Source organism: Rhodococcus sp. MS16 (genome assembly GCF_013277795.1).
GTDB lineage: Bacteria > Actinomycetota > Actinomycetes > Mycobacteriales > Mycobacteriaceae > Rhodococcus_F > Rhodococcus_F globerula.
The window spans coordinates 180,544-205,333 of record NZ_VBTM01000005.1 but is presented as its reverse complement, the minus strand read 5'-3'; the positions used below and the strand labels follow the sequence as shown (position 1 = coordinate 205,333).

At 63.0% G+C, this 24,790-nt stretch carries 24 protein-coding genes; 14 read left to right on the top strand and 10 right to left on the bottom strand.

Going from position 1 to position 24,790, the window contains the following annotated elements:
* Positions 1-76: 76 nt before the first annotated feature.
* From FEZ60_RS13755 to FEZ60_RS13740, 4 genes are all read left to right on the top strand, one after another.
* Positions 77-814 (top strand): 1-acyl-sn-glycerol-3-phosphate acyltransferase, encoded by a 738-nt coding sequence (locus tag FEZ60_RS13755; protein WP_095886722.1) that lies wholly within the window; start codon positions 77-79, stop codon positions 812-814.
* 72 nt (positions 815-886) lie between these two features.
* On the top strand, positions 887-1,120 hold the full coding sequence (locus tag FEZ60_RS13750) for an HTH domain-containing protein (protein ID WP_033235460.1): 234 nt from the start codon (positions 887-889) through the stop codon (positions 1,118-1,120).
* Between the two features lie 4 nt (positions 1,121-1,124).
* Positions 1,125-1,670 carry a Clp protease N-terminal domain-containing protein gene (locus tag FEZ60_RS13745; RefSeq protein ID WP_095886721.1) on the top strand — a complete coding sequence of 182 codons (546 nt, stop codon included), beginning with the start codon at positions 1,125-1,127 and terminating at the stop codon, positions 1,668-1,670.
* A gap of 39 nt (positions 1,671-1,709) precedes the next feature.
* Positions 1,710-2,090 carry a phage holin family protein gene (locus FEZ60_RS13740; RefSeq protein ID WP_033235458.1) on the top strand — a complete coding sequence of 127 codons (381 nt, stop codon included), beginning with the start codon at positions 1,710-1,712 and terminating at the stop codon, positions 2,088-2,090.
* A 46-nt stretch (positions 2,091-2,136) separates the two neighbouring features.
* Here FEZ60_RS13740 and FEZ60_RS13735 read toward each other — a convergent pair whose 3' ends face one another.
* The gene (locus FEZ60_RS13735; protein ID WP_095886720.1) at positions 2,137-3,006 is read right to left on the bottom strand and encodes a 1,4-dihydroxy-2-naphthoate polyprenyltransferase; all 870 of its coding nucleotides are present in this window, start codon (positions 3,004-3,006) and stop codon (positions 2,137-2,139) included.
* 61 nt (positions 3,007-3,067) lie between these two features.
* Between FEZ60_RS13735 and FEZ60_RS13730 the strand changes: the two genes are divergently transcribed.
* On the top strand, positions 3,068-6,262 hold the full coding sequence (locus FEZ60_RS13730) for a BTAD domain-containing putative transcriptional regulator (protein WP_346343359.1): 3,195 nt from the start codon (positions 3,068-3,070) through the stop codon (positions 6,260-6,262).
* A 10-nt stretch (positions 6,263-6,272) separates the two neighbouring features.
* Here the strand turns inward: FEZ60_RS13730 and FEZ60_RS13725 are convergent, their stop codons facing one another.
* Together FEZ60_RS13725 and FEZ60_RS13720 are read right to left on the bottom strand one after the other, a co-directional pair.
* On the bottom strand, positions 6,273-7,100 hold the full coding sequence (locus tag FEZ60_RS13725; RefSeq protein ID WP_033235455.1) for an ABC transporter permease: 828 nt from the start codon (positions 7,098-7,100) through the stop codon (positions 6,273-6,275).
* Positions 7,097-8,104, bottom strand: a complete 1,008-nt coding sequence (locus FEZ60_RS13720; protein WP_033235454.1) for a daunorubicin resistance protein DrrA family ABC transporter ATP-binding protein — start codon at positions 8,102-8,104, stop codon at positions 7,097-7,099. Before FEZ60_RS13720 ends, FEZ60_RS13725 begins: the two co-directional genes overlap by 4 nt.
* Positions 8,105-8,346: 242 nt before the next feature.
* On the opposite strand from FEZ60_RS13720, the gene FEZ60_RS13715 reads away from it, so the two are divergent.
* The 4 genes from FEZ60_RS13715 to FEZ60_RS13700 all read left to right on the top strand — a co-directional run bounded on the left by FEZ60_RS13715 (position 8,347) and on the right by FEZ60_RS13700 (position 14,217).
* Positions 8,347-9,240: a type IV toxin-antitoxin system AbiEi family antitoxin domain-containing protein gene (locus tag FEZ60_RS13715; protein WP_172936299.1), complete on the top strand. Its 894-nt coding sequence runs from the start codon at positions 8,347-8,349 to the stop codon at positions 9,238-9,240.
* 269 nt (positions 9,241-9,509) lie between these two features.
* Positions 9,510-10,736 carry an ABC transporter substrate-binding protein gene (locus tag FEZ60_RS13710; RefSeq protein WP_172936298.1) on the top strand — a complete coding sequence of 409 codons (1,227 nt, stop codon included), beginning with the start codon at positions 9,510-9,512 and terminating at the stop codon, positions 10,734-10,736.
* Between the two features lie 26 nt (positions 10,737-10,762).
* On the top strand, positions 10,763-13,483 hold the full coding sequence (locus tag FEZ60_RS13705; RefSeq protein WP_172936297.1) for a branched-chain amino acid ABC transporter permease/ATP-binding protein: 2,721 nt from the start codon (positions 10,763-10,765) through the stop codon (positions 13,481-13,483).
* Positions 13,480-14,217, top strand: a complete 738-nt coding sequence (locus tag FEZ60_RS13700) for an ATP-binding cassette domain-containing protein (protein ID WP_172936296.1) — start codon at positions 13,480-13,482, stop codon at positions 14,215-14,217. The genes FEZ60_RS13705 and FEZ60_RS13700 overlap by 4 nt, the downstream gene beginning before the upstream one ends.
* Before the next feature lie 18 nt (positions 14,218-14,235).
* On the opposite strand, the gene menE is transcribed toward FEZ60_RS13700, so the two are convergent.
* Genes menE through FEZ60_RS13675 form a run of 5 tightly spaced genes read right to left on the bottom strand, consistent with a single transcriptional unit; the run spans position 14,236 to position 17,532 of the window.
* Positions 14,236-15,375: an o-succinylbenzoate--CoA ligase gene (gene menE, locus FEZ60_RS13695; protein WP_172936295.1), complete on the bottom strand. Its 1,140-nt coding sequence runs from the start codon at positions 15,373-15,375 to the stop codon at positions 14,236-14,238.
* On the bottom strand, positions 15,372-15,677 hold the full coding sequence (locus FEZ60_RS13690; protein ID WP_033235450.1) for a DUF3349 domain-containing protein: 306 nt from the start codon (positions 15,675-15,677) through the stop codon (positions 15,372-15,374). The genes menE and FEZ60_RS13690 overlap by 4 nt, the downstream gene beginning before the upstream one ends.
* Before the next feature lie 4 nt (positions 15,678-15,681).
* Positions 15,682-16,014 (bottom strand): DUF3349 domain-containing protein, encoded by a 333-nt coding sequence (locus tag FEZ60_RS13685; RefSeq protein ID WP_033235449.1) that lies wholly within the window; start codon positions 16,012-16,014, stop codon positions 15,682-15,684.
* Positions 16,015-16,069: 55 nt separating this feature from the next.
* Positions 16,070-16,333 carry a hypothetical protein gene (locus tag FEZ60_RS13680; protein ID WP_141484749.1) on the bottom strand — a complete coding sequence of 88 codons (264 nt, stop codon included), beginning with the start codon at positions 16,331-16,333 and terminating at the stop codon, positions 16,070-16,072.
* 14 nt (positions 16,334-16,347) lie between these two features.
* Entirely contained in the window at positions 16,348-17,532 is a 1,185-nt protein-coding gene (locus FEZ60_RS13675) for an inorganic phosphate transporter (protein ID WP_033235447.1), read from the bottom strand.
* A 262-nt stretch (positions 17,533-17,794) separates the two neighbouring features.
* Between FEZ60_RS13675 and FEZ60_RS13670 the strand changes: the two genes are divergently transcribed.
* The 5 genes from FEZ60_RS13670 to FEZ60_RS13650 all read left to right on the top strand — a co-directional run bounded on the left by FEZ60_RS13670 (position 17,795) and on the right by FEZ60_RS13650 (position 23,382).
* Positions 17,795-19,219, top strand: coding sequence for an ABC transporter substrate-binding protein (locus FEZ60_RS13670; RefSeq protein WP_045063800.1), 1,425 nt, complete (start codon positions 17,795-17,797; stop codon positions 19,217-19,219).
* 75 nt (positions 19,220-19,294) lie between these two features.
* Positions 19,295-21,547: an ABC transporter permease gene (locus FEZ60_RS13665; RefSeq protein ID WP_172936294.1), complete on the top strand. Its 2,253-nt coding sequence runs from the start codon at positions 19,295-19,297 to the stop codon at positions 21,545-21,547.
* A complete protein-coding gene (locus FEZ60_RS13660) occupies positions 21,540-22,283 on the top strand; it encodes an ABC transporter ATP-binding protein (protein WP_092801985.1) in 744 nt (247 codons plus the stop codon). The genes FEZ60_RS13665 and FEZ60_RS13660 overlap by 8 nt, the downstream gene beginning before the upstream one ends.
* A complete protein-coding gene (locus FEZ60_RS13655; protein WP_172936293.1) occupies positions 22,280-23,023 on the top strand; it encodes an ABC transporter ATP-binding protein in 744 nt (247 codons plus the stop codon). Before FEZ60_RS13660 ends, FEZ60_RS13655 begins: the two co-directional genes overlap by 4 nt.
* Positions 23,020-23,382 (top strand): hypothetical protein, encoded by a 363-nt coding sequence (locus tag FEZ60_RS13650; protein WP_172936292.1) that lies wholly within the window; start codon positions 23,020-23,022, stop codon positions 23,380-23,382. Before FEZ60_RS13655 ends, FEZ60_RS13650 begins: the two co-directional genes overlap by 4 nt.
* 75 nt (positions 23,383-23,457) lie before the next feature.
* On the opposite strand, the gene FEZ60_RS13645 is transcribed toward FEZ60_RS13650, so the two are convergent.
* Entirely contained in the window at positions 23,458-23,844 is a 387-nt protein-coding gene (locus FEZ60_RS13645) for a VOC family protein (protein ID WP_033236479.1), read from the bottom strand.
* A gap of 49 nt (positions 23,845-23,893) precedes the next feature.
* Complete coding sequence (locus tag FEZ60_RS13640) at positions 23,894-24,787, bottom strand: 1,4-dihydroxy-2-naphthoyl-CoA synthase (protein ID WP_172936291.1); 894 nt, start codon at positions 24,785-24,787, stop codon at positions 23,894-23,896.
* Positions 24,788-24,790 lie beyond the last annotated feature (3 nt).

The window sequence follows — 24,790 nt, the reverse complement described above, 5'->3', positions numbered from 1 at the left end:
GAGTGTCGAATTTCGCCCAACCGAGTCGCCCGGAATCCCAAACCTACGCAACCGTAGGTTGTGTATCGTTTGGCCTATGGACGCTCCCGAGGTTTCGCTCGACAACTACGAGGCTGTGTACGAGTACTACCGCGGTCACCAGCAGAATCGGTTCGTGGCCAAGCTTGCCTATGCCGCGCTGGCACTGAAATATCGTCCGCGAATTGCTTATGCACCTGGCGCGGAAGCCGCGTTGGCGGCTCTACTCGGGCGTGGGACGCAACTGGTGGTTGCGGTCAATCACCTTACGGAGAGTGACCAATTCACGCTTGCGGCGACGGCGTGGCGCACCCCACTGCGGCGTGTGATCGGGCGGACTCGCGTGCTGGCGAAGGATGAGCTCTTCGTTGATCCAGCTCAGCGCAAGAAGGTCGACATGATGGGCAGCATTCCGGTGTTCCGCAGCAAGAATCACGGACTGCGGGCCGTGTCGGACGCGGGCCGCGTGATGATGGACGTTGCGGCGCAGCGCTTGAGCAAGGGGGACTGTCTGGCGATTTTCCCCGAGGGAACCTGCAATACCGAGGATCCCCGGACGCTGCAGCACGTCAACAGCGGAATCGGCCACATCGTTTCGCGCGCAGAGAAATTGGGATGCTCGCCTGCACTCCTGTCGGTTGGAATCAGCTACGGGCCGGAGGCGGGTCAGGTCAAGAGCGCCCGGGTTTTCATCGGCACTCCGGTAGTCGACCTGGGTGGAAAACCGATGGACATCGCTCGCGTCGTACAAGCTGATCTGCAGCGTGCCGTGGACGGCGCCGTGGCGAGTTACTGATCACTGCCCGTCATTCACCCCAATATGTCAACTCTGGTTGACGCCTGCCGGCTGTCAACCTATATTGACACCATGACCGAAGCGACCTCACTCGCCACCGCCGCGGGCAGTCCCGATCCAGCCGAGGGCTTGCGGGCCGTTCGGGCGCTGCGACGCCTGCTCGAACGACTCGAAGCCATCCAGGTTGCCAACGCGCGCAAGCAGGGATGGTCCTGGCAAGCGATTGCCGAGACTCTCGAGGTGAGCCGTCAGGCCGTCCACAAGAAGCATGCAAGCGCAGAGTCGCAACGAGGGAAAGGCAGGTAGGGAAATGTTCGAGAGGTTTACCGCAGACGCACGCGCGGTTGTCGTCGACGCGGTCGGCAGTGCCGATCAGGTGACTCCCCAGGAATTGTTGGAAGCACTATTGGCCACCGACCGTGGCATCGCCACAGCGACCCTTCGCGAGTGCGGTGTCACCGCCGAATCGCTGCACAGCGAGACTCCGACGAACGATCTTGATCAAGACGCCGATGTGCTGGCGTCGATAGGCATCGACCTGGCCGCCATTCGGGAGAGCCTCGAGCAAGCGTTCGGGAAGGGAGCGCTCGACGAGCCTGCCGTGCCTGCCGGGATCGGTTCGCGTCGTGGCAGATTCGCCTTCCCGCGCTCGAGATTCGAGAAGGACGCGAAGAAGGTTCTCGAACTGTCACTGAGGGAAGCGGTTGCGCACAAGAGCAACCACATCGGCGCCGAGCACATACTCCTCGGCATCCTGCGTGTCGCCGATGGTCCGACGCGCACGGCACTCGAAGCGCAGGTCAGCATCCCCGAGATCCGTAGCCGGCTGGAATCGGCGATGCGCCCAGCGGCCTAGACGCCACGACATGACGGGATCATGTGCCAGCATTCAGACATGACATTTCTGGCACGTCTCATAGTCAACGGAATAGCTATCTGGCTCGCCTCCATGTGGGTCACCGGAATCACCATCGACAGCAATCAAGACGATACGTGGGGAAACATCCTGGTCATCGCCATAATTGCGCTGATCTTCACCGTCGTCAACGCGTTCATCAAGCCGTTGCTGAAGCTACTGTCCCTCCCGCTGTTGATTCTCACGCTCGGGTTGTTCACGCTTGTCATCAACGCGCTCATGCTGATGTTGACGGCCTGGATCTCGACGTCGCTGGACGCCGGCCTGACCGTCGACGGATTCTGGACCGCTGTCTGGGGCGCACTGATCATCTCCGTCGTGAACTTCGTCCTCAGCGCGTTTGTGCCCGAGAATCGCTGATCAGGGCCTTCGCTGATCAAGCTTTCGCTGATCAAGCTTTCGCTGATCAGGCCAGGCTGAGCGCAACTGCCGTCGTGGCACCCCAGACAAGCATTGCAAGTCCGGTGTCGCGCAGGGCAGGAATGAGAGCCATGCCCTGACCGCCCGAGCGCAGTGGTGCGTTGGCTCGGACTGCAAGTGGCAACGCGAGCAGTCCGAGCAGCGCCCACGGTGTTCGTAGAACAAGCAGCAGTGTTGCGATGAACGGAACAGCCAGCAGGACGACGTGCAACGTGCGGGTCTTCGCGTCGCCGAGGCGGACGGCGAGTGTGATCTTGCCGGATTCGGAGTCCGTCGGGATGTCTCGCAAGTTGTTGGCCACAAGAACCGCGCTAGAGAAGGAACCGATGGCAACGGCGCCGGCAAGTCCGGCAAGATCAATGCGTTCCGCCTGCACGAATTGAGTTCCCAGAACTGCGACCAGGCCGAAGAACACAAACACGGCGATCTCGCCGAATCCGCTGTACCCGTACGGCTTCTTGCCGCCCGTGTAGTACCAGGCGCCGATGATGCAGAACACGCCAACCGCGACCAGCCACCACGCCGTCGTAGCGGCCAGGGCAAATCCGGCAACAGCCGCGACGGAGAAGCAACCGATGGCTGCGGCCTTGACGGTGCCGGGGCTGACCAGCTTCGATCCGACCAGGCGAATCGGCCCGACGCGATCGTCGTCCGTCCCGCGAATTCCGTCGGAGTAATCGTTCGCGAAGTTCACCCCGATGATCAAAGCCAGGGAAACGATCAGGGCGAGGAGCGCCTTCCACCACACCGCGTGATCCAGTGACGCCGCTGCTCCGGTGCCGACCAGCACCGGGGCAATCGCATTCGGGAGGGTGCGCGGTCTCGCGCCTTCGATCCATTGAGCAGCTGTAGCCATACAACGATCTTTGCACTGTGCAATACCATCGAACGCGGTGGATCAGGACAAGACTCGAGACGTGACTGGCATAACTCTGCTCGGCCCCGTGTCGATCGGGGCGGCGAATCGGTGGGTCGGAGTGCCCGGGCCGCGAGCGCGCGCCCTGCTCACCGCGTTGGCGCTCGATCCGGGGCATCCATGTTCGCCGCAGAGCCTGATCTCCGACATCTGGGGGTCGGAGCCGCCGCGTTCACCGACCAATGCCCTACACACGCAGGTGTCCAGGCTGCGATCCGCGCTCCCGGAAGGCGCCCTGGAGGTGACGTCGGCGGGCTATCGGCTCACGGTGACACGGGATCAGGTTGATCTCGCGCGAGCCGAAGACGAGGTCCGAGCGCTTCGCGGTATTGACGCACACCCGCGCGAGTTGCTGACGAGAGTCACTGCAGCTCTGAATCTCTGGCGGGGGAGCCCGGGCGACGATGTTGTCGGGCCGGCGGGTGAGCAGTTGGCTTCGCGTGCCAAGAGCCTGCGCCGCGAACTTGTCACACTGCGACTGCGCTCGCTGCTCGAGCTCGGGGATTTCTCCGAGGCACTTCCTCTTGCGCGAGAAGCTCACGCCGACAATCCTTTCGACGACACCGCTGCCGGGAACCTGATGCGATCGCTCGCAGGCTCGGATCGTGTCAACGAGGCGCTCGAGATGTTCGCGGTGCACCGCGAGCGCCTGGCTGACCGGTTGGGTGTTGATCCATCGCCGGCTCTGGTGGCGCTGAACGCGGACTTGCTCGCTGCGCCGACTGCGTCGACTGCGGCGGCCCGGAGTTCCCGCGCGATCGGTTTGCGCGCGGCACCCAACGCCATGTTCGGCCGCCGAGACGATATCGAGAGAATCGAGGCACTCCTCGAACGGTCTCGCGTCGTCACGATCCTCGGACCCGGCGGCGCGGGAAAAACCCGTCTGGCACACGAATTGGGGTCGCGGGCCTCGGCCCGCACGTCCGTTGTTCTGGTCGAACTGGCGTCGTTGCGAAGCAGCGACGACGTGATCGCGGCGATCGGTAGCACCCTCGGAATCAGTGAAGCCGATCTGGCACCAGGTCGCCTGACAGTCGGGCGAACGCACTCCGCCCGCGAGCGGTTGGTCGAGGTTCTTTCGGCCGGTCCGATGACGTTGATTCTCGACAACTGTGAACATGTACTCGGGGCCTGCTCGGACATCGTTGCCGAGATGATTGCAGCCAGTGCGCAGGTGACCGTTCTGACGACAAGTCGATCACCGCTCATGCTCAGTGCAGAGGTCGTCTATCCGTTGCCTCCGTTGGAGATTCACGGTGATTCCGGGTCTGCGGTGGAATTGTTCACGGCTCGGGCCAGAGCCGTGCGACCATCCGTACATCTCGATTTGGTGGCCGTCGGAAAGCTGTGCGCGACGCTCGACGGCTTGCCGTTGGCCATCGAACTCGCAGCGGCCCGCGTGCGGACGATGAGCGTCGAGGAAATTTCGGCGCGCCTGAGTGATCGATTCGCGCTCTTGCGATCCGGTGACCCCACGTCGCCGGATCGCCATCGCACTCTGCACGCGGTGATCGACTGGAGTTGGAATCTGCTCGGCCCCGAGTATCGAGTGGCACTGGCTCGATTGTGCCGATTCCCGGCAGGTTTCACATTGTCTTCGGCGCGAGCGGTCGCCGAGTGGGACGGCGTGGACGACATAGCCGACGCGATCGAGGCTCTGGTCAACCAGTCGTTGCTTACCGTCGTCGACGGGCCGGACGGGTTGCGCTACCACATGCTCGAGACGGTTCGCGAATACGGCGAGGAGAAACTCGGCGATCTCGGTGAGGGGACGGAAGTTCTTCGGAGACTTAGTGGCTGGGCCGTTGCGATCGCCGGGGACGCTCGCCGACGGGCTCGTTCCGATCAGCTGCGCCTTGTGGGCGAGATCGACGCCGAACATGACAATCTCCTTGCTGTGCTGCGTTGGGCAGTCGACGGCAAAGACGGCGTGACCACAGCGAGTGTCTTCCCGGTTCTCGGAGTGCTCTGGTCGATTCGGGGTGCACACACGGAAGTAGCGAACTGGGCACCGAAGGTGATCGAAGCAACTCGAGATCACGATTTACGTGACGTCGACGGCGACTTGGCGGCCACGACGTTCATGTTGGTGGCGATGCATCTACTGTTCGCCGAACTCAGTCGCGATCACGTTCGAGCAAGGGTTCGCCTCCGAAAGATGCTGCGCGAGCGCGGCGATCTGCGGCCGATGTTCGTGTTTTTCATCCGATTGCTGAATAGTCCCCGCTCCGGGTACGGCGTTGCGCGATTGTTGGCGGAAGGAGTCCGCAGCGCTGACACCGAGACCCGGACGGCGGCGTTGTTCGCGCGGTCGAACTTGCGCGAGAACATCGGCGATGTGCGGGGTGCACGTAGTGATGCCGAGGATCTTCTGCGGTACGCCCGAGAGATCGGAGACGAGTGGGGCGTCGCGATGGCCGCTCAACACGTCGGCTCGGTCCACAGTCAATCGACGAGATATGCCGAAGCTGCCGAGTACTACGCGCTGGCAGCGGCGGCCAGCGAAAGTCTGGGAGCTCACGAAGAAGCGGTGCAGCTCATCGGGTTTCAGGCAAGCGCGTTGATCGCCGACGGCGATTCCACGGGCGGGCGCGCGTTGCTGGATCAACTGCGGCCCGCGCTGGCGCAAGTCGGCGCCAGCTCTGCGATCGAAAATCATCAGCGGCGGTCGGCGATGTCGGCCAATCTTGCCGAGGCAGATCTGGCAGAGGGTCATGTCGAACTCGGTCTACGCCAATACCGAGAGGCGCTGGATCTGCTCGGCGACGCGATGGGCAATGTGTACGGAGATCCGTTTGTCATCCTGCTCAGCGCCGCCGCGGTATGCGCGCATGCACTGGCCGGGCAGTCGGCGAAGGTTGCGGATCACGTACACCGGATGGTCGAGTCGAGTCTGATCAAGTTGCATCCCAACGGATATACCGATCTGCCACTGACGGGTTCGGTTGCGGCGGCCGTCGGTGCCTACGATCTGTCGACCGGGAACGTCGGACCCGGTATCGAACTGTTGGCCCTCGCCGTCGTGATGCGGGGACGGCAGGATTTTGCCTCGCTGCAGCATGAACGGCTCATCGCATTCGCGCGCGGAATTGTCGGTGACGAACAGTGGTTTGACGCGGTGAACACGGTTTCGAGATACCCACGCGCCACGACCCGCGAAGCAGTTCTTGCCGCGCTTCGCGGGTCGCGTGGGTAATCGTCTCTCTTTACGTCTTGCGCATGTACATCCGTACGGTCAGCGGTGCCATCACGGCCACGATGACTGCCGCTCCGACGAGCGACCACACCACGTGAATACCGAAGTGGCCTTCGTTCGCGAGTTCGCGAACTGCGGTCACCAATTGTGAGACCGGATTGACGTTCACGAACTTCTGCAGCCAGCTCGGCATGGTGGCGGGATCGACGAACGCATTCGACATGAACGTCAGGGGGAACAGCACGAGCATCGAAACGCCCTGCACCGTAGACGCTTTGTTCATCATCACGCCCATGAGTGCAAAGATCCAACTGATCGAGAACGCGCACACCATCACCAGAATCGCGGCAGACAGGATGCCGATCGCACCGCCGGCCGGGCGATATCCCATGGCAAAACCGACGATGAACGTAATGGTGGTGGCGATGCCGTACCGCACGACGTCGGCGAGCAAGGCGCCGGACAGGGGAGCGATACGGGCGATCGGCAACGACTTGAAGCGGTCGAACACACCCTTGTCCATGTCTTCACGAAGCTGAGTGCCGGTGACGATGGAACCGGTGATGACCGTCTGGACGAGGATGCCGGGGATGATCGTCGGCAAGTACGCCGTGACGTCGCCGGCGATGGCGCCGCCGAAGATGTACGTGAACATCAGAGTGAAGATGATCGGCTGGATGACAACGTCGAACAGTTGCTCGGGATTGTGCTTGATCTTGAGAATGCCGCGGTACGCCATCGTGAACGTATTCGCGAAACTCTGCTCGAGACTGATCCGCCGCGGAGCCGAAGTGAGATCGGCGACTGGCGATTTGGTAGTGGTGAGAGTAGTGGTCATGCGGGAATCCGATCGGAGTTGTTGTCGGAATCGGCGTCGTTGCGTCCATGGTCTTCGGGTTGATGCCCGGTGATGGTGAGGAACACTTCGTCCAGACTGGGCTTCTGCACGTTGATCTCGTCGACGGCGATGCCGCGCTCCCGCAAACGGATCAGGAGATCGGCGGTTACGGATGGGTCGCTCAGCGGGGCGGTGATCCGGCCGACCTCGGGAGTGACACCTACCTCGACACCGAGCATCGACGCGATAATGGATCGGGCTTCGTCGGTTCGATCGCGCTCGACGAGTTTGAGATGCAACGACGAAATGCCCACCGACGCCTTGAGCTCGTCGGCTGTGCCGTTTGCGATCACTCGGCCACGGTCGATCACCGCGATCCGATCGGCCAACTGATCGGCCTCGTCCAGGTATTGCGTGGTCAACATGACCGTCGAACCCTCGGCGACCAGTCGCCTGATCGTCTCCCACATTTGGGCGCGGGTACGCGGATCGAGGCCGGTCGTGGGTTCGTCGAGGAACAACAGAGGCGGGCGGGCGATCAGGCTGGCCGCGAGGTCGAGGCGTCGACGCATTCCGCCGGAGAAGTTCTTGAGAGGTTTGGCTGCGGCTTCGGTGAGGTCGAATTCCTCGAGAAGCTCGAGTGATTTCTTGCGGGAGTCCTTGCGGCTCAGACCGAGCAGACGGGAGAAGATCACCAGGTTCTCGGTGGCCGTCAGGTCCTCGTCGACGGACGCGTATTGCCCGGTCACGCCGATCAGGGATCGCACTGCCACGGGTTCGCGGCTGACATCGCGGCCGAAGATGCGGGCCTCACCGCCGTCGGGGCGCAGGAGGGTGGCGAGCATGCGAACGGTGGTGGTCTTGCCCGCGCCGTTGGGGCCGAGCACGCCGAACACCGATCCAGTGGGCACGGTGAGGCTGACTCCGTCGACAGCGCGTTGCTCACCGAACATCTTGACTAGGCCCTCGGCCTCGATGGCAAGAGGTGAAGCTGTGTGGTTCATGGGATCAAGCGTGACAGAGTGCGCTTGCATTTGCCTTGCGTGGAACTTGCGCAGCCGTGCGAGGGTGACTGTGCCCCGCGCCGCAGGGCGATTATGCAGCCGCAGCCCTGATCGAGCGCGCGTGTGCTGATTCTGCGCGCGGCAGTATTATCCATAGCGGCAGGCTTCTCCACAGTGGCAGCGTTATCCCCAGCCGAACATTTGTTGCTGACGTATGCCGATAGAGGCGGCACGCTCGCCACATGGGAATTCTCACGCGGGCACAGGCCCATCGGGACGGCATCAGCGACGCGCAGTTGCAGCGGGCCGTCAGGTGCGGAGAGCTGCACCGAATCGCAGCGGGAATCTACATGCGGGCCGATCACTACCGTGAACTCGATGTGCGAGCCCGTCACCGCCACACCGCCCTCGCCACCGCTGCAGCCTGCGGACCGGGCGCAATCGTCAGCCATGTATCCGCGGCAGTGATGCACGGTCTGGACTGCGGCGGGTTAGGCCTGAATGTTGTGCACGTGACGCGGAACAGAAGCTCGGGTGGGCGAAAGAGTGCCACCTTCCACCTTCATCCGGCACCGCTGGTTCCGGAGGAGATCGTGCTTGTCGACGGTGTGGCAACGACGTCGCTGGCGCGCACGATTGTCGATATCGCGCGCACGACATCGTTTGAGAATGCCGTGGTGATCGGCGACTGTGCACTGCGCCGGGGGATGAGACGTGACGATCTTGCATCCGTGCTCGAACGTTTGCACGGCCGCCGCGGAATGAGCCGGGCGCGGGTGGTTGCCGAGTTCATCGAACCCGGTGCCGAGAGCCCAGGGGAGTCCATCAGCCGGGTGCGCATGCGCGCCGACGGATGGCCGATGCCGACCTTGCAGCAGGAGATCCGCCTCGGCGGACGGTTCATCGGGAGGGTCGACTTCTTCTGGGAAGAATTCGGGGTGGTGGGCGAGTTCGACGGCATGGTGAAGTACCGCAGCGAGAATCCGGGTGCGGTGGTGGAGCGCGAGAAACTGCGCGAGGACGCAATCCGAGATGCGGGGTTCGAGGTATTCCGCTGGGTGTGGGCGGATCTGCGGGACTTCGAACGGGTGCGGGAGCGCTTCGATCGGGCGTGCGTGCGCGGCGTCGCGCGCTGAATGTTCGGCCGCGCGGGTGATCAGGCCTGCGGCTGAACATTCGGCCTGCGGGAGCTTGTCGAGCCGTGCGCGAACCAGGCAAAACGTAACATTGCATAGCGCTCCGTAACGAAATTTCGCGAAACCGCCCTTACGGAGCGACTCGCTCTAATACGCTGCTGCCAAGTCGGACGGACTGGCGCTTCCTCGGCTGAGTAGTCGCAGCTCAGTGGATCAGGCCAGGGCAGGGCGTCCGAAACATCGCTGTCTACACACAAAAGGACGCGCACGTGAACTTGAAGAGAATGACCCCAGCAATCGCCGCGCTCGCGGCTGTAGGACTGCTCGTGTCGAGCTGTAGCAGCGATAGTGGTTCGGACCCGTCCGAGAACGCCGCGACCGGAGATCCGATCAAGGTAGGTCAGATCGCTCCGATCGAGGCGCCGGGGCTCGGCTCCGCCGCTTACGCCGCCGGCATGGTCGCATCGGTCGACGCTTTCAACGATCGGGGCGGCGTGAACGGACGCCCCCTCGAGCTGATTCAGTGCGACTCCATGGGTGATCCGAACAAGGAGGTCGACTGCGCGAACAAGATGGTCTCCGAGGGGGCCGTCGCGACGCTCGCGGACTTCACTCCGGTTTCGTCGGAGGCGTCGTCGAAGATCCTGCTGGACGCCGGAATCGCCCGCATCGGGCTGAACCCGGTGAACATGGCCGACTTCACCGCGACCAACGTCTACACGCCGTTCTCCGGTTCACTGCTCAACCTGTACGGAATGATCGACATGCTGGTGGCACAGGGCAAGACCAAGCTTTCCTTGATGCGCCCCGACCTTCCGGTAACCGCACAGCTGGTCGGCTTGCTGACCCCTGCGGTGCAGGCCAAGGGGGCGGAGATCGTCAACGACGTCGCAGTGGGTACCGGTGCGACCGATTACACCCAGTTCATCGCGGCGGCGGAGCGCAACGGCGCGCAGGGCGTGATCATGGCGCTGGGTGCGGCCGACGCGAACCCGATCGCGCAGTCGTTCGAGCAGCTCGGATCGAAGCTGACTTTCGCGTTGGGGTCGGCGGGCTTCTCCCAGGCGGACCTGCAGGATCTCGGCACCTTCGCCACGTCCTCGACGTACACCGGCCCGACTCCCGCAGCGTCGTCGAGCACCGACGACTTTCCCGGTCTGAAGGATTTCCTGGCAGACATGGAGAAGTCCGGTAAGGACGAACTGGGGCGCGAGAACCTCAACGGCGACGCGATGAACCCGTGGTTGACGGTGCGCGCATTCGGTGAGGTCGCAAAGGATCTCAAGGATGTCAACAAGAACACGGTCATGCAGGGATTCGAGAATGCCAAGGCCCTTGACATGGCGGGCCTTGTGCCCTCTTGGACGCCGAGTGCGGTCGAGCCTTTCGGGATCTTCCAGCGCGTCTCGAACTCGATGATGTACCGGATGACGTTCGACGGTGACGTTGTCATCACCGATCCGGTTCAGTACGACCTGCGCAACCCTACTGCCTGAGCCGAATTCACCCTGGAGATTGACGAATGACTGAGTTCCTACAGTTTGCGATTCTCGGCCTGGGGGCTGGCTCTGCCTACGCGCTCCTGGCGCAGGGCATCGTGCTGGTTTATCGCGGTTCCGGGGTGGTGAACTTCGCGCAAGGCGCGATCGCCATGGTGGGGGCCTACTTCAGTTTGGAAACCCTTCAGCGCGATCATGATTGGGGCCTGGTTCCGGCTTTCCTCGTGGCAACGGTAGTGGCTGGACTGATCGGACTGGCATTTCAGCTGCTGGTGTTGCGGTGGCTCACCAATGCCGCGCCGATCGTCCGGCTGGCCGCCACCCTCGGCTTGATGGTGATCCTGCAGGCCGGGGTGCAGCAGTACTACGGCAGCACCCCGATCCGGGTGCGTGCCTTCCTGCCCGACGACGCGTATCACTGGGGAGGTGTTGTGGTACAGCAGGATCGGATGATCCTGCTGGGTATCGCGGTGGTGTCGACGGCGGCGCTGTGGGCCTGGACCACGTTCACCCGGGTGGGCTTGGCCATTACCGCGGCCGCCGAGCACGAGCGAGCGGCCGCTGCGCTCGGCTGGTCTCCGCAGCGTCTGGCAACGTTGACCTGGACCGTTGGCGGAGCGCTCGCCGGTGCCGCGGGAATCCTGGTGGCGCCCTTGACCGGGCTCACTCCGTCGGCGTTTGTGGTGATCGTGACGGTCTCGGCGCTTGCCGCGGCTTTGCTCGGTGGTTTCCGCTCCTTCCCACTCACTCTGCTCGGCGGATTGTTGCTGGGTGTGGGTGAGAGCCTGGTCGTCCTGTATCAGGACGGCCTGCGGGATCTCCTCGGGATGGAGACGCTCACCGGCGTCAATCGGGCTGTGCCGTTCGCGGTGATCCTGGTGGTGCTCGTTGTGCGGGGGAAGGGGTTGCCGCTGCGCAGTCATGTTTCCGAGCGGCTGCCCAAACTCGGATCAGGCGAGATCCGTTGGGCAGGTGCCATACTCGGAGTTCTGGTGGCTGTCGGCATTATTGCGGCCGGTGGCGACTGGCTGCGGTCCTTGACGCTGACTCTGGCTGCGGCGGTGTTCCTGCTCTCGATCGTGGTCCTGACGGGTTTTGCCGGCCAGCTCTCGCTCGCCCAGTACACCGTCGGTGGCCTTGGTGCGCTGTTCGCCGCGCGGCTCGTCGGGCAGGCCGGTTGGCCACTGGTGCCGGCGGCGCTGGTGAGCGTGGTGGCGGTGATTGTGATCGGGGTGGTGTTCGCGCTGCCGGCGTTGCGAACGCGGGGTGTGAATCTGGCGGTTGTCACACTGGGGCTCGGGTTCACCATCCAGGAGATGGTGTTCAACAATCCGACCTTCACCGGCGACAAGCTCGAGGGTTCGGTGAAGATCAACCAGCTGAGACTGTTCGGGCTGGAGGTGACGCCAACGCGTTACCCCGAGCGGTGGGCTCTGCTGTGCCTCGTAGCGCTGGTGCTGTGTGCACTGATGGTCGCGAATTTGCGACGCTCGCGCACCGGCAGACGGTTGATCGCTGTGCGGACCAACGAGCGAGCGGCGGCGTCGCTCGGGATCAGCGTGTTTGCCGTCAAGATCTACGCGTTTGCGTTTGCAGCCGGTTTGGCTGCTGTGGCAGGCATTCTCCTCGGTCTACGCAACACCGCGGTCACCTATCTCGAGTTCAACGTGTTCGCGTCGATCAATGCCGTAGTCCAGACGGTGACCGGCGGCCTCGGCTTTGTACTGGGTAGCGTCATCGGTGCGCTGATGGCGCCGGGAGCGCTGTTCAGCCGACTGCTCTCGGGCTTGGCTCTGGCCGCACTGCTCGGCGGTGTGATCCTCATTGTCACTCTGCTCACCAACCAGAACGGTATCGCCGACATGATTTCGCGCGGGCTTCGGTCGGTTCCAGGGCTGAGCACGCTCGGCACCCGCAAAAAGGGCCGTGGTCATCAACTTTCGGATGAATCGCCAACTGGTTCGGTAACCCCGACGCCATTGATCGTACGGGGATTGACGGTGCGATTCGGCGGCGTCGTCGCGGTCGACGGTGTCGACCTCGATGTTGCGCCGGGGCAAGTGGTAGGTCTGATCGGACCCAACGGGGCCGGGAAGACCACGGTGATCGACGCGATCACCGGATTTGTCAGCCCAGCGGCGGGGCAACTCACCCTGGGGGACAACAACATCACCGGGTGGTCCACTGCGCGCAGGTCCAAAGGTGGGCTCCGCCGCTCCTTCCAGTCGCTCGAGCTGTTCGAGGACGTCACCGTCGGGGAGAACATCCATGCCGGCGCCGACGAATCGACTTGGCGCACATGGGTTACCGACCTGATTCGCCCCGGCCGTCATCCACTCTCACCGAGTGCGTCGACCGTTGTGCGGGACTTCGAGTTGGAGAACGATCTGGACAAGTTACCGGGCGAACTGTCGTACGGTCGGCGACGGCTGGTGGGCATCGCCCGAGCGGTTGCCTCCGCACCGTCCGTCATCCTGCTCGACGAGCCGGCAGCCGGACTGGACGACGCCGAGAGCCGTGAACTCGCAGTTGCCATCCGGCACTTGGCCGTACAACGCGGCGCGGGGGTGCTTCTCGTCGAACACGACATGGGACTCGTGATGTCCACGTGCGATCGGATCGTGGTGCTCGAAGCCGGCCGGGTGATCGCGTCCGGAACACCGGACGAGATTGCCTCCAGCCCGGCTGTCCGCGACGCCTATCTGGGTACCGACATCGAGACGACAACGGAGGCAACACGATGACAAGCACCAGTGAGAAGACGGTGGCGGCGGACGTTGTCCTCGAATGCCGTGGCCTGAGTGCGGGTTACGCGGGGGCGGTGGTCTGCCGTGACCTCGACATCACGGTGCGATCGGGGGAGGTGGTGGCACTTATCGGCGCCAACGGCGCCGGCAAGTCCACCACCATGCTCACCGTGGCCGGAGAACTTGCCCCGATATCGGGCGAGATCTCGGTACTCGGCTCCAGTCGGCGTTCGTCCCTGTCGTCGTTGGCGCGTCGCGGTCTGAGCTACGTGACCGAGGAACGGTCCGTGATCATGGGCCTGACCGGGGCCGAGAACCTCCGCCTGGCAGGTGTATCCGCAGACGCAGCCTGCGCGATATTCCCCGAGTTGCGCGCTCTCCTGAAGCGTCCGGCAGGCCTACTGTCAGGTGGTGAACAACAGATGCTGACGCTGGCCAGAGCGCTGGCCCGGGAACCTCGTCTCCTGCTGGCCGACGAACTGTCGCTTGGGCTTGCGCCGCAGATCGTGCAGCGCCTACTCGCCGTGGTGCGGGAGGCCGCGGACCGCCAGGGTCTCGGTGTACTCCTCGTCGAACAACACGTGCGGCAGGTGCTCGCGGTAGCGGATCGGGTGTACGTCCTGCGCCGAGGCGCAGTGATGATGGAAGGCACCGCAGCAGAGATCGGTGCGGACCTCGACGCCGTGCAACGTGCCTATCTGGCGCAGAGTCCAACGAGCACAGAGCAATAGGCTCCAGTGCGCAGAACTTCAGCCGAACCTGGCCACCAGAGCCGCCCGGTCGAGTTTGCCTGGGCCACGGAGGGGGAGTGCGTCCACGACGAACAGCTCGCGCGGCGCTGCGGTCACATCGAGAGTGCGCTGAGCGTGGGCGCGCAATTCTTCGAGCGTCGGGGGTGCGCCTTCGGGTACAACGCACACCACGACCCGTTGGCCGAGGCGCGGATCGGCGACGCCGATGACAGCGCACTCCCGAACAGCGGGATGATCAGCGAGTGCGGCTTCGACGACCTGCGGCACCACTGTCAGTCCGCCGGTGGAGATCGCTTCGTCGAGGCGTCCGCTGATGCGCAGTACGCCGTCGACTACCGATCCGGCGTCGTCGGTGCGAAACCAGCCGGGCTCGGAAAAGGCCGGGTGATCCGGGAGTCCACGATACCCGGACGCGAGCATCGGCCCGCCCAGCAGAACTCGGCCGTTGTCGATGCGAATCCGCGCCCCGGACAATGGGATTCCGTCGTACACGCATCCGCCGGCGGTTTCGCTCATGCCGTAGGTTCGCACAACTTCGATGCCCACCGCGGTGGCTTGCTCGAGAACCGGTACGGGAGTTGCGGCTCCACCGAGCAGTACGGCGTCGAGGGAGGCAAGCGCGTCGACAGCACTGGGATCTGACAGCGCTTTGACCAACTGTGTCGGGACCATCGACGTGTACTTTCGCGGGCCACTCATCGCGGCAACCGCAGCGGGAAGCGCGGCGGGATCAAAACCCGAGCTGACGTCGACGACAACGGGTTCTGTTCCGGCGAGAGCGCTGCGCAGCAGAACCTGCATGCCCGCGATGTGGTGCGGCGGAAGGACGAGTAGCCAGGAACCGGGCCCGCCGAGGTACTCGTGGGTGGCCTCGCCGCTCGCGCGTAGTGCGTCGGCGCGCAGCATCGCTCCCTTCGGAGTGCCGGTGGTTCCCGATGTCGCCACAACCAGGGCAATGCCGTCGTCGATGGGTTCGCCGGGATGCAGAGCGTCGGAGAGCCTGGCTCTCTCGCGCGAATCAGCGGCCGGGACAGGGAGAACGGCGGGGCCTGTGCCGTCGAGTATCCGGGCGATGTGCGGCAAGACTTCGAGGACGGACGCGCCCTGCGGAATCGGTAGTGCTTCGAGGGTATTCATCGTCGAACGTCCGGTCCGGCCAGCGGCCAGCCGCCGGCAGCAAGATGACTGCGGACACGATCGACGTCGGTCTCCAGCGGCATCTCGTTGGTGATCTTGGTGATCAGGACCTGGATGTCGGTCTTCTCGATCGGGAGATCACCGTCTTCGATCAACGCGTCGGCAACCGCGTCGACTTCCGTTTCCGAGAGTCGACGCGTCAGCAGAGCAAACAACGGAATGTAGTCCTGTTCGGGAACGCCGTTGGGATAGCCGGCCCGCAACCAACCGACTATCGAGGTGAGGAAGGGCGGAAGGGCCATGACGTCAGCTCACATCTCGAACTTCATGTTCGGCGTTGTCGTCGAAGACGGGCCACCCGCCTGCGCGCAGACGCGCAGTCACACGTTCGACGTCCTCTTCGGAGGATTCCTCGTGGAGGATCCCCTCGATGATCGCCCGGAGCGTGTCGTAGTCGACGTGCCGATCCGGAACTTCGTGCGCGGATTCGATGGACATCGCGACGACCTGTTCGATTTCCTCGTCGGTCAGGCGTCGACGCAATACGGCGAGCAGCGCAAAATGATCTTTGTCCGGGATTCCTTCGGGGTATCCCGCCCGCAGCCAGTCGAGCACGCTGCGCAATGAATACTTGCTCAAATCCTCGGCCTCTTTTTCGTTTCGGTGGTGGAGTCGGATCGCCCTTGCGCCGGATTCAGAAGACGTTGATTCCGAACGTGCTGGCCAGGAAGTTCTTCATCAGCAGCAGTATCCCAGCGAAGATCGTGATCAGCACGACGGCAAAGCACAGATAGGCTCCGGCCTTGCCGAGCGCAGTCGGCCCGTCGGAGCCGTCGGCGTTCTGCAGACTCAGCGATTTGAGGCCGAGCGCAAATATCGCGGGCAATCCGGCGCCGAAGAGCAGGCCGACGGCAACTACCTGCCAGAGTGATTCGAGAGTGTCGGTGAGGAGATGCATTCTCGTCTGCCCTTTCAGGAGTTGTGGGTGGTCTCGGGGGTCGGTGTCGGATCTGCGACGGGCACAGCTTGATTCTCGTCCCACTCAGCGGTCACGTTGGCCGCGTCGACAGGTTCTTTACGCGAACGCACGTACATGAAGATCGCAAACGCGATCAGGGCGGCGAAGACGACCAGAACACCGGCGAGTCCGCCGATGAAATGTGCGATGGCCCAGCAGATCGCGCCGACGATTGCGGCCGACGGGAGAGTGATCAGCCACGCGGCACCCATGCGTCCGGCGACGCCCCAGCGAACTTCAGCGCCCTTGCGGCCGAGGCCGGTGCCGAGGATGGATCCGGTGGCAACGTGAGTCGTGGACAGCGGGAGTCCGAGGTGGCTCGACGTAAGAATGATTGCGGCCGAGGATGCTTCGGCAGCTAGTCCCTGAGGTGCGGAAATCTCGACGAGACCCTTGCCGAGTGTGCGGATGATTCGCCATCCGCCGAGGTAGGTACCCAACGCAATTGCGACGGCACACGTGAACTTGACCCAGAACGGCATCTCCGTCTCGGCGGTGATGGATCCGTGAGCCACCAAGGCCAAAAAGATGACGCCCATTGTCTTCTGGGCGTCATTGGTGCCGTGCGCAAGGGAGATCAGTGAAGCGGTGCCGATCTGACCGAAACGGAATCCCCGCTCACGCTCGTCTTCCTTGACGGACGCGGTGATCCGGTAGACGAGCTTGGTGCCGACGCCGGCAACCAGTGCCGCCACGACGGGGGCCAGGAGTGCCGGAACGACAACCTTGGTGAGTACGCCACCCCACTCGACGCCGCCCATTCCGATGGACGCGATCGCCGCGCCGATCAGACCGCCGAACAGCGCGTGGGACGAACTCGACGGGAGGCCGAGCAACCACGTCGCCAAGTTCCAGATGATGCCGCCGACCAGACCGGCAAAAACGATCAGCAGAAGGTCCTGTCCGCTGACCGCGCCCAGGTTGACGACGCCTTTGGCGACCGTCGCCGCAACCTCGACGGACAGGAAGGCACCAACCAAGTTCAGGATTGCGGAGAGTGTGACCGCGACCTTCGGTTTGAGTGCGCCGGTGGCAATGGATGTGGCCATTGCATTGCCTGTGTCGTGAAATCCGTTCGTGAAATCGAACGCGAGGGCGGTGACAACTACCACCAGGAGGATTACGAGCTCTGCGGTCACAACGTGAATTGTGCGTATCGAACGCGTAAATGTACAGCCAACGAGATGTGACCTTCCGTGACATGAGGTAGAGGCGGGCGCGTGGGCTGCGCTACCGCAGCTGAGGGCGTGTTCAGTGACACTGCTCCGAACTCTTGTGTTGCGTTTCACTTTTCCGTCTCACTGACCGGGAAAGCACATTCGTCGCGTTTTGATCGCTGATTACCTACGGCACTGAGCGCGCTGTTCGGCAGCGCACGTGTGTGAGAAGGAGAGTTTCGAAGTGAAGCCCAACAAGACCGCGAAGCTGGTTGTGGCACTGGCCGCAACTGCTGCATTGGTCTCTGCCTGTGCAGGCGACCGCGGTGACGACCCGTCGGCAACGTCGAACGGTGCATCCGTTGCGACGGCCGACGTTGCGTCGAAGAGTTCCGATGCCAAGTTCGGAACCCTGGATTCGCCGTGCGGCGACGGAGATGCGAAGGGCGCGACGGATCAGGGTGTCAGCGACACCGAGATCAAGATCGGCTTCGGCGACGACCGCGGCTACGTGAAATCCCCAGGCCTCAACAAGGAGATGAGTGACGCGGTCAACGCCCTCATCTCGTGGTGCAACGATCAGGGCGGCATCAACGGCCGCAAGGTTGTCGGTACCGACTACGACGCGGCGATGACGCAGGCCAACTCGGTCATGCAGGAAGCCTGCGCCAGCCAGTTCATGTTGGTCGGTCACGGATTCGCGATGGACCAGACAGCAGAGCAGACCCGCGTGGCCTGCAACATGGTTGCGGTTCCCGGATTCACGGTGTCGCCCGACGCCGCCAACGGACCGATGACGTTCCAGGGTGTCCCGTTCCCCGTCGACTACGCCAACGGTTCGCAGTGGTTCCAGATGGCCGAGATGCATCCGGACCTGCTGAACGACTTCGACGTCGTCAACAGCACGATGCCGACGATCATCACCTCCACCAACAAGATTCGGTCCATCGCCCAGGCTGCGGGCTTCAAGCTCAAGGACTGCGGCGTCACGCTGAATTACGAGGGCGAATCCAGCTACGTGCCGTTTGCCGAGAAGTTCAAGGAATGCGGTGCCAAAGGCATCTGGACCTCGCGTTCGGCCAGCCCGGCCGAGCTGAACTTCGTCAAGTCTCTCGATCAGGTCGGCATCGATCCGATCTTCTTCGGTGAGGCCACCTGGTACGGCGAGTCCATCGCCTCCTGGAACAAGGACACCGGCCTGCTCGACAACCTGAACGCCGGCATGACCTTCCAGATGCTCGAGAACGCGGACAAGGTTCCCGCTGTCAAGAAGTACGTCGACCTGGTCAACGAGCAGGGCGGCAAGACGGCACTTCTCGGTATGCAGGCTGCATCGTCGTTCCTGCTGTGGGCCACCGCTGCGGATGAGTGCGGCAGCGACCTGACGCGCCAGTGCATGGTCAACGAACTGTCGAAGATCGACGACTGGGACGGCGGCGGATTGCATGCCGCTACCGATCCGGGCAAGAACATGCCGGCCACCTGCGGCCTCATGACGTCACTGAAGGGCGCCGAGTACTCACAGGCGTTCCCGACGACGGCAGGCGAGTTCAAGTGCGACCCGAAGTACATGGTTGCCACGGACAAGAGCACGTGGGGCACCGATCTGGATGCCGATCGCATCTCCACGAAGTACCAGAACGCGAATGTGATCAAGCCGCAGTCCTGATTCACCTGAGGAAGGTGGCGCGCTCCGCGTATGCGCGCAGCGCGCCACCTTTCCTCCCCTAACGAGGGTTCAGTTATGAACACTTTTGTCACTTTCACGATCCTGGGTTTGGTCCTGGGATCGGTGTACGCGATCGCCGCTTCCGGGTTGGTGCTCACGTACAACACGTCCGGAATTTTCAATTTCGCGCACGGCGCTCAGGCGATGCTCGGCGCGTTCATCTACTGGCAGTTGCGGTACGGCTGGGAACTCCCGACCGTGGTTGCGCTGTTGATTTCTTTGGTTGTGGTCGGCCCGTTGATGGGGCTGGGCCTGTATGTGTTCATCATGAAGGGCCTGCGCGATACGGCGGAGGTCACCAAAATTGTTGTCACGGTGTCGATCCTGCTGGGTATGCTCTCGATCTCGCATTGGTTCTGGCATCCGGAGACCGCGCGCACGATGCAGATGTTCTTCGGTGATCAGTCCAAGATCACGGTGTTCGGTGCGAGCATCCGCTACCACGAGTTGATCTGCATCCTCGTCGCGATCGGTATCGCGGTGGGTCTGCGGATCCTGTTCACCAAAACCCGCGCCGGTGTCGCGATGCGCGGTGTTGTCGACGATCCGGATTTGTTGCGCCTGAACGGTCATAACCCGGAACGCTTGGCGGCGTTGTCGTGGGCGATGGGATCGACGTTGGCGGTGTTGGCGGGTATCTTGATCACCCCGATCAGCGGCGGCACCCTCGAAGCGAACATGTTGACGCTGTTGGTGATCGACGCGTTTGCCGCCGCGATGTTCGGTCGGCTGCGCAGTATTCCGCGCACGTTTGTCGGCGCCGTGGTTCTCGGTCTCGCCGGTACGTACGTGTTGGCGTACTTCCCGACGAGTTGGAGTTGGACGTCGAATTTCCGTGTCTCCCTGCCGATGATCGCGTTGTTCGTGGTGCTGATCGTGCTGCCGCAGGACCGTCTGCGCGGCGCCGTCACTCGTACTCGCGAGCGGTATCACGTCCCGTCGGTCCGCAAGGCCGTCATCTGGGGTGTCGCGCTCATTGTCATCGTGTACCTGCTGCGTCTGCTGATGGTGACGTCGGCGATCACGACGTTGACGATCGGGATGACGTTCGCGATCATCGCGCTCTCGCTGACGTTGCTGACCGGGTATGCCGGTGAATTGAACTTGGCGCCGGTCTCTTTCGGTGCCATCGCCACCATCGTGGCGTTCCATTTCGGTATCTCCGGTAGCGGGTTGGCGGCGCATCTGAACCTGTGGGGCATCATCGTCGGTGTGCTTGTCACCGCCGTCATCGGTGGTCTCGTCGCATTGCCGGCGCTGCGTCTGCGCGGGTTGTATCTGGCTTTGGCGACGATGGCGTTCGGTGTGTTCCTCTCCAACATGGTCCTGCGTGATACCACCGAACACGAGATGTTCGGCATCCGATACTCGCTGTTCAAGGACGGCAACATCGCGATCCCGCCGCTGAAGGTCGGGCCGCTCGATCTCAGTAACGACACGGTGTTCCTGATGACCGTCACCGCACTGTTCTCCGTGCTCGGTGTCGGAGTGATCGCGTTGCGCAACAGCGGTTACGGCCGTCGACTCGCAGCGATGAAGGACAGCCCCGCCGGATCGGCGATGCTCGGCCAGTCCCTGGTTCGGCTCAAGCTCAGCGTGTTCATGATCTCCTCCGGCATCGCCGGATTGGGCGGCATCCTGATGTCGAGCGCGATGGGCTCGGTCTCGGGTGAAAGTTTCGCGATCATGGTCTCGTTGTCGCTGCTGATGCTCACCGTCGTCGCCGGGATCGGTTATGTCAGTGGCGCCCTGTTCGGTGGTTTGATGGCGGGCATCGGTTTTGCCGTCATCATGGTCTCGTTCACCAACCTCGCGTCGGCGCAGCCCGAACTCGAGGGAATGTGGCTGCTGCTGGGCAACATCGCGGCAGTGAGCCCGGCGTTGATCGGTATCGGTGTCGGCGCGAACCCCAGCGGCACCATCCACCAGGTCGTCGAAGGGTACCGCCGTTTGATGAACGCGAAGCCGGTCCTCTACGGCGGCGCCGCCGTGATCGCGGTGACGTATCTGCTCGCCTTGGGTGGGGTGCTCGGGAACTGGTGGTTTGCCTCCATCACCATCGCGGTGGTGTTCTTGTTGCCGGTGATCGGTGAAATGGTCATGCCGGCAGCAGTTCTCACCCCCGAGGAGTTGGCGGCGAAGAAGACGCTTGTCCCGGAAGAGGTCGGGATCGACGTCCCGTACAGCGACGAGGTGCGCGGCGAACTCGACCGTGAACTCGGCATCGACCTGCGCAAGTCCGAAAAGGAGTTGGCCGCTCATGTCTGAGACGCCTTTGCTCGAAACCCGCGGTGTCACGGTACGTTTCGGTGGCCACGTGGCCGTCAAGGATGTGTCCCTGACGGTGGCCCCGGGAACGGTGACCGGGTTGATCGGCCCGAACGGTGCCGGGAAGACCACCCTGTTCAACACCATCACCGGGTTGCAGAAACCGACGTCGGGACAGGTCTTCCTCGATGGTGTGGACGTGACGAAGTTGGCTCCGCACAAGCGCGCCAACAAAGGTTTGGCGCGCACGTTCCAGCGCCTCGAGTTGTTCGTCTCGTTGTCGGTGCGCGACAACCTGCGCGTCGCCGGCGATATCCACAAAGCGAACAGCGGCAACAAGATCGACGTCGACGCCGAAACGGATCGACTGCTCGAGCTGACCGGCCTGAGCGATGTAGCGGCCAAGGATGTTTCCGACATCCCCACCGGCCGCGCCCGAGTCGTCGAGGTCGCGCGAGCCTTGATGACGAACCCGCGGATTCTGCTTCTCGACGAGCCGGCATCGGGTCAGACGGAGCAGGAAACGGAGGTGTTCGCGCAGATGCTCACCGACCTCGCAGCCGGGGGTCTGGGAATTTGTCTGGTCGAGCACGATATTCCGTTGGTGATGAAGGTGTGCTCGACGATTCACGTACTCGACTACGGAGCGGTGTTGGCCTCGGGTGATCCGGAGAAGATCCGCACCGACCCCGAAGTGATCGCCGCGTACATCGGCACCGAGGAGGAGGCAGTATGACCGCAGCAACGATCGACCTGGCAGCGGCCGAGACGATCCGTCCGGAGCCGTTGCTCGAATTATCGGGTGTGCGTGCCGGTTACGGGGCCATCGAAGTCCTCCACGGCGTGGACCTCGTGCTGCAGCCCGGCGCTGTTGTGGCGTTGCTCGGGCCGAACGGCGGCGGAAAAACCTCGACGTTGAAGGTGTGCTCCGGTGTCCTACCGCTCACACGCGGGGAGTTCAAACTCGCCGGACGGGTCGTCAACGGAATCGAAGCGTCCGAACTCGCCCGGTTGGGTGTGTGTTCCATCCCGGAAGGCCGCGGGATCTTCGCGAACCTGTCGGTGCGGGAGAACCTGTGGATCGCCACCGGAACCGGAGCCTCGCTCGCGGACCTGGAAGAGGTTGCGTACACACGTTTCCCGATTTTGGGGGAGCGGCGTAGTCAGTTGGCGGGTTCGATGTCGGGCGGTGAGCAGCAGATGCTCGCTCTCTCGCGGGCATTGGGAACTCATCCGACGGTGTTGCTGCTCGACGAGTTGTCGATGGGTCTGGCACCACGGATTGTCTCGCAAATGTACGACGTGGTGGGTTCACTTGCCGCGGAAGGTATTTCCATCCTCGTGGCGGAGCAGTTCGCGCGGGCGGTGTTGCCGATCGCGACGTCGGCGGCGTTGATGTTGCAGGGTCGCGTTACTCGGGTCGGTGACCCGCATGAGATCGAAGAAGAACTTTCTACCAGTTATCTAGGAGGATGACGATGACGACAGTTGAAGATCGCCGTGATGAGTTCAAGAAGAACATCACCGACCTCAAACTCGACAAGGGACAGTCCGGCGGCGACGCGAAAACACTGTTCGGCGGCCTGATCCTGATGATCGTGGGGGTAGTCGGCGCATTCGTCCTCTACATCTCCTCGCTCACCGAATCGGACCTGCGCAACATCGCGTCGTACCAGATCTTGGCGATCGCGTTCCTGGCGTTGACGGTCATCGGAGCCGCGATGTTCATCGCCGCGTCCGTCGCCAAGGTCCTGCGGTTGTGGCTGGTGCGTCAGCTGCTCGAAGGCCAGGCCCAGACCGATCAGATCGCACAGGCACTGAACACCCGCATCTGAACCCGGCTCAACTGAAAATGCCCGCCACGGAAACTGTGGCGGGCATTTTCGTGCGCCCGGAGACTCGCTCGGAGACTACTGCGGCGTTCGGGAGTCGCGTCGGATCGGATGATCGTCCGGAATCTGCACCATGACGATCGGCGTCCCGTCGGGATCGGCGATCCACATTTCGTGAAGACCCCACGGTTCCTGACGTGCCTCTCGGGCAATCTTGACTCCGGCGAGCACCAGTTCCGTTTGCACGGCCGTGAGATCGCGAACCTGCAGCCAGATCGCGCCCCGGAACCCACCGTTGCCTGCGGCGCCGTGTGCGGCGATCTCGATCAACCCCTGGCCGGCGAAGAACACTGTGCCGCCGGGGTATTCACGGGCGATAGCCAACCCGAGGGTGTCTCGGTAGAAGCTCAGAGTCAGCTCGTAGTCGTCGGGGCGCAATATCGTTCGGCTGCTCAGAATCTCCACGGAACCATCCTTCCACGTCTCGCTCGGCGATATCAGAAATGCTCGGCAATCAGAAATACCAGGGATACGGCGACCAGTCGGGATCACGCTTCTCGAGGAAGGAATCGCGGCCCTCGACGGCTTCGTCGGTCATGTATGCCAAACGTGTTGCCTCACCGGCAAATAGCTGCTGGCCGACCAGGCCGTCGTCCTGCAGGTTGAACGCGTACTTGAGCATGCGCTGAGCTTGCGGGGACTTGCCGTTGATCTTGCCTGCCCACTCGATGGCAACGTTCTCGAGTTCGGCGTGATCGACAACCTTGTTGACCGCGCCCATCTGGTGCATTTCCTCAGCGGAATAGGTGTCGCCGAGGAAGAAGATTTCGCGAGCGAACTTCTGGCCCACCATCTTTGCGAGGTAAGCGCTGCCGTACCCGCCGTCGAAGCTTCCGACGTCGGCATCGGTTTGCTTGAAGCGGGCATGTTCACGACTCGCGAGGGTGAGGTCGCAGACGACGTGCAGGCTGTGTCCGCCGCCGGCGGCCCAACCGTTGACCAGGCAGATGACCACCTTGGGCATGAAACGAATCAATCGCTGCACTTCCAGGATGTGGAGGCGTCCGGCACGAGCTTTGTCGACGGTGTCGGCCGTTTCGCCTTCCTCATACTGGTAGCCGCTGCGGCCACGGATGCGCTGATCGCCGCCGGAGCAGAAGGCCCAGCCGCCGTCCTTCTCGCTCGGTCCGTTGCCGGTGAGCAGCACGGCGCCGACGTCGGACGTCATCCGGGCATGGTCGAGTGCCCGGTACAGCTCGTCGACGGTGTGTGGGCGGAAGGCATTACGTACTTCGGGGCGGTCGAAGGCGATACGAACGGTGCCTTGACTGACATGCCGGTGATACGTGATGTCGGTGAGATTCTCGAATCCGGGAACGGGGCGCCAAAGCTGCGGGTTGAAGGTCACGTA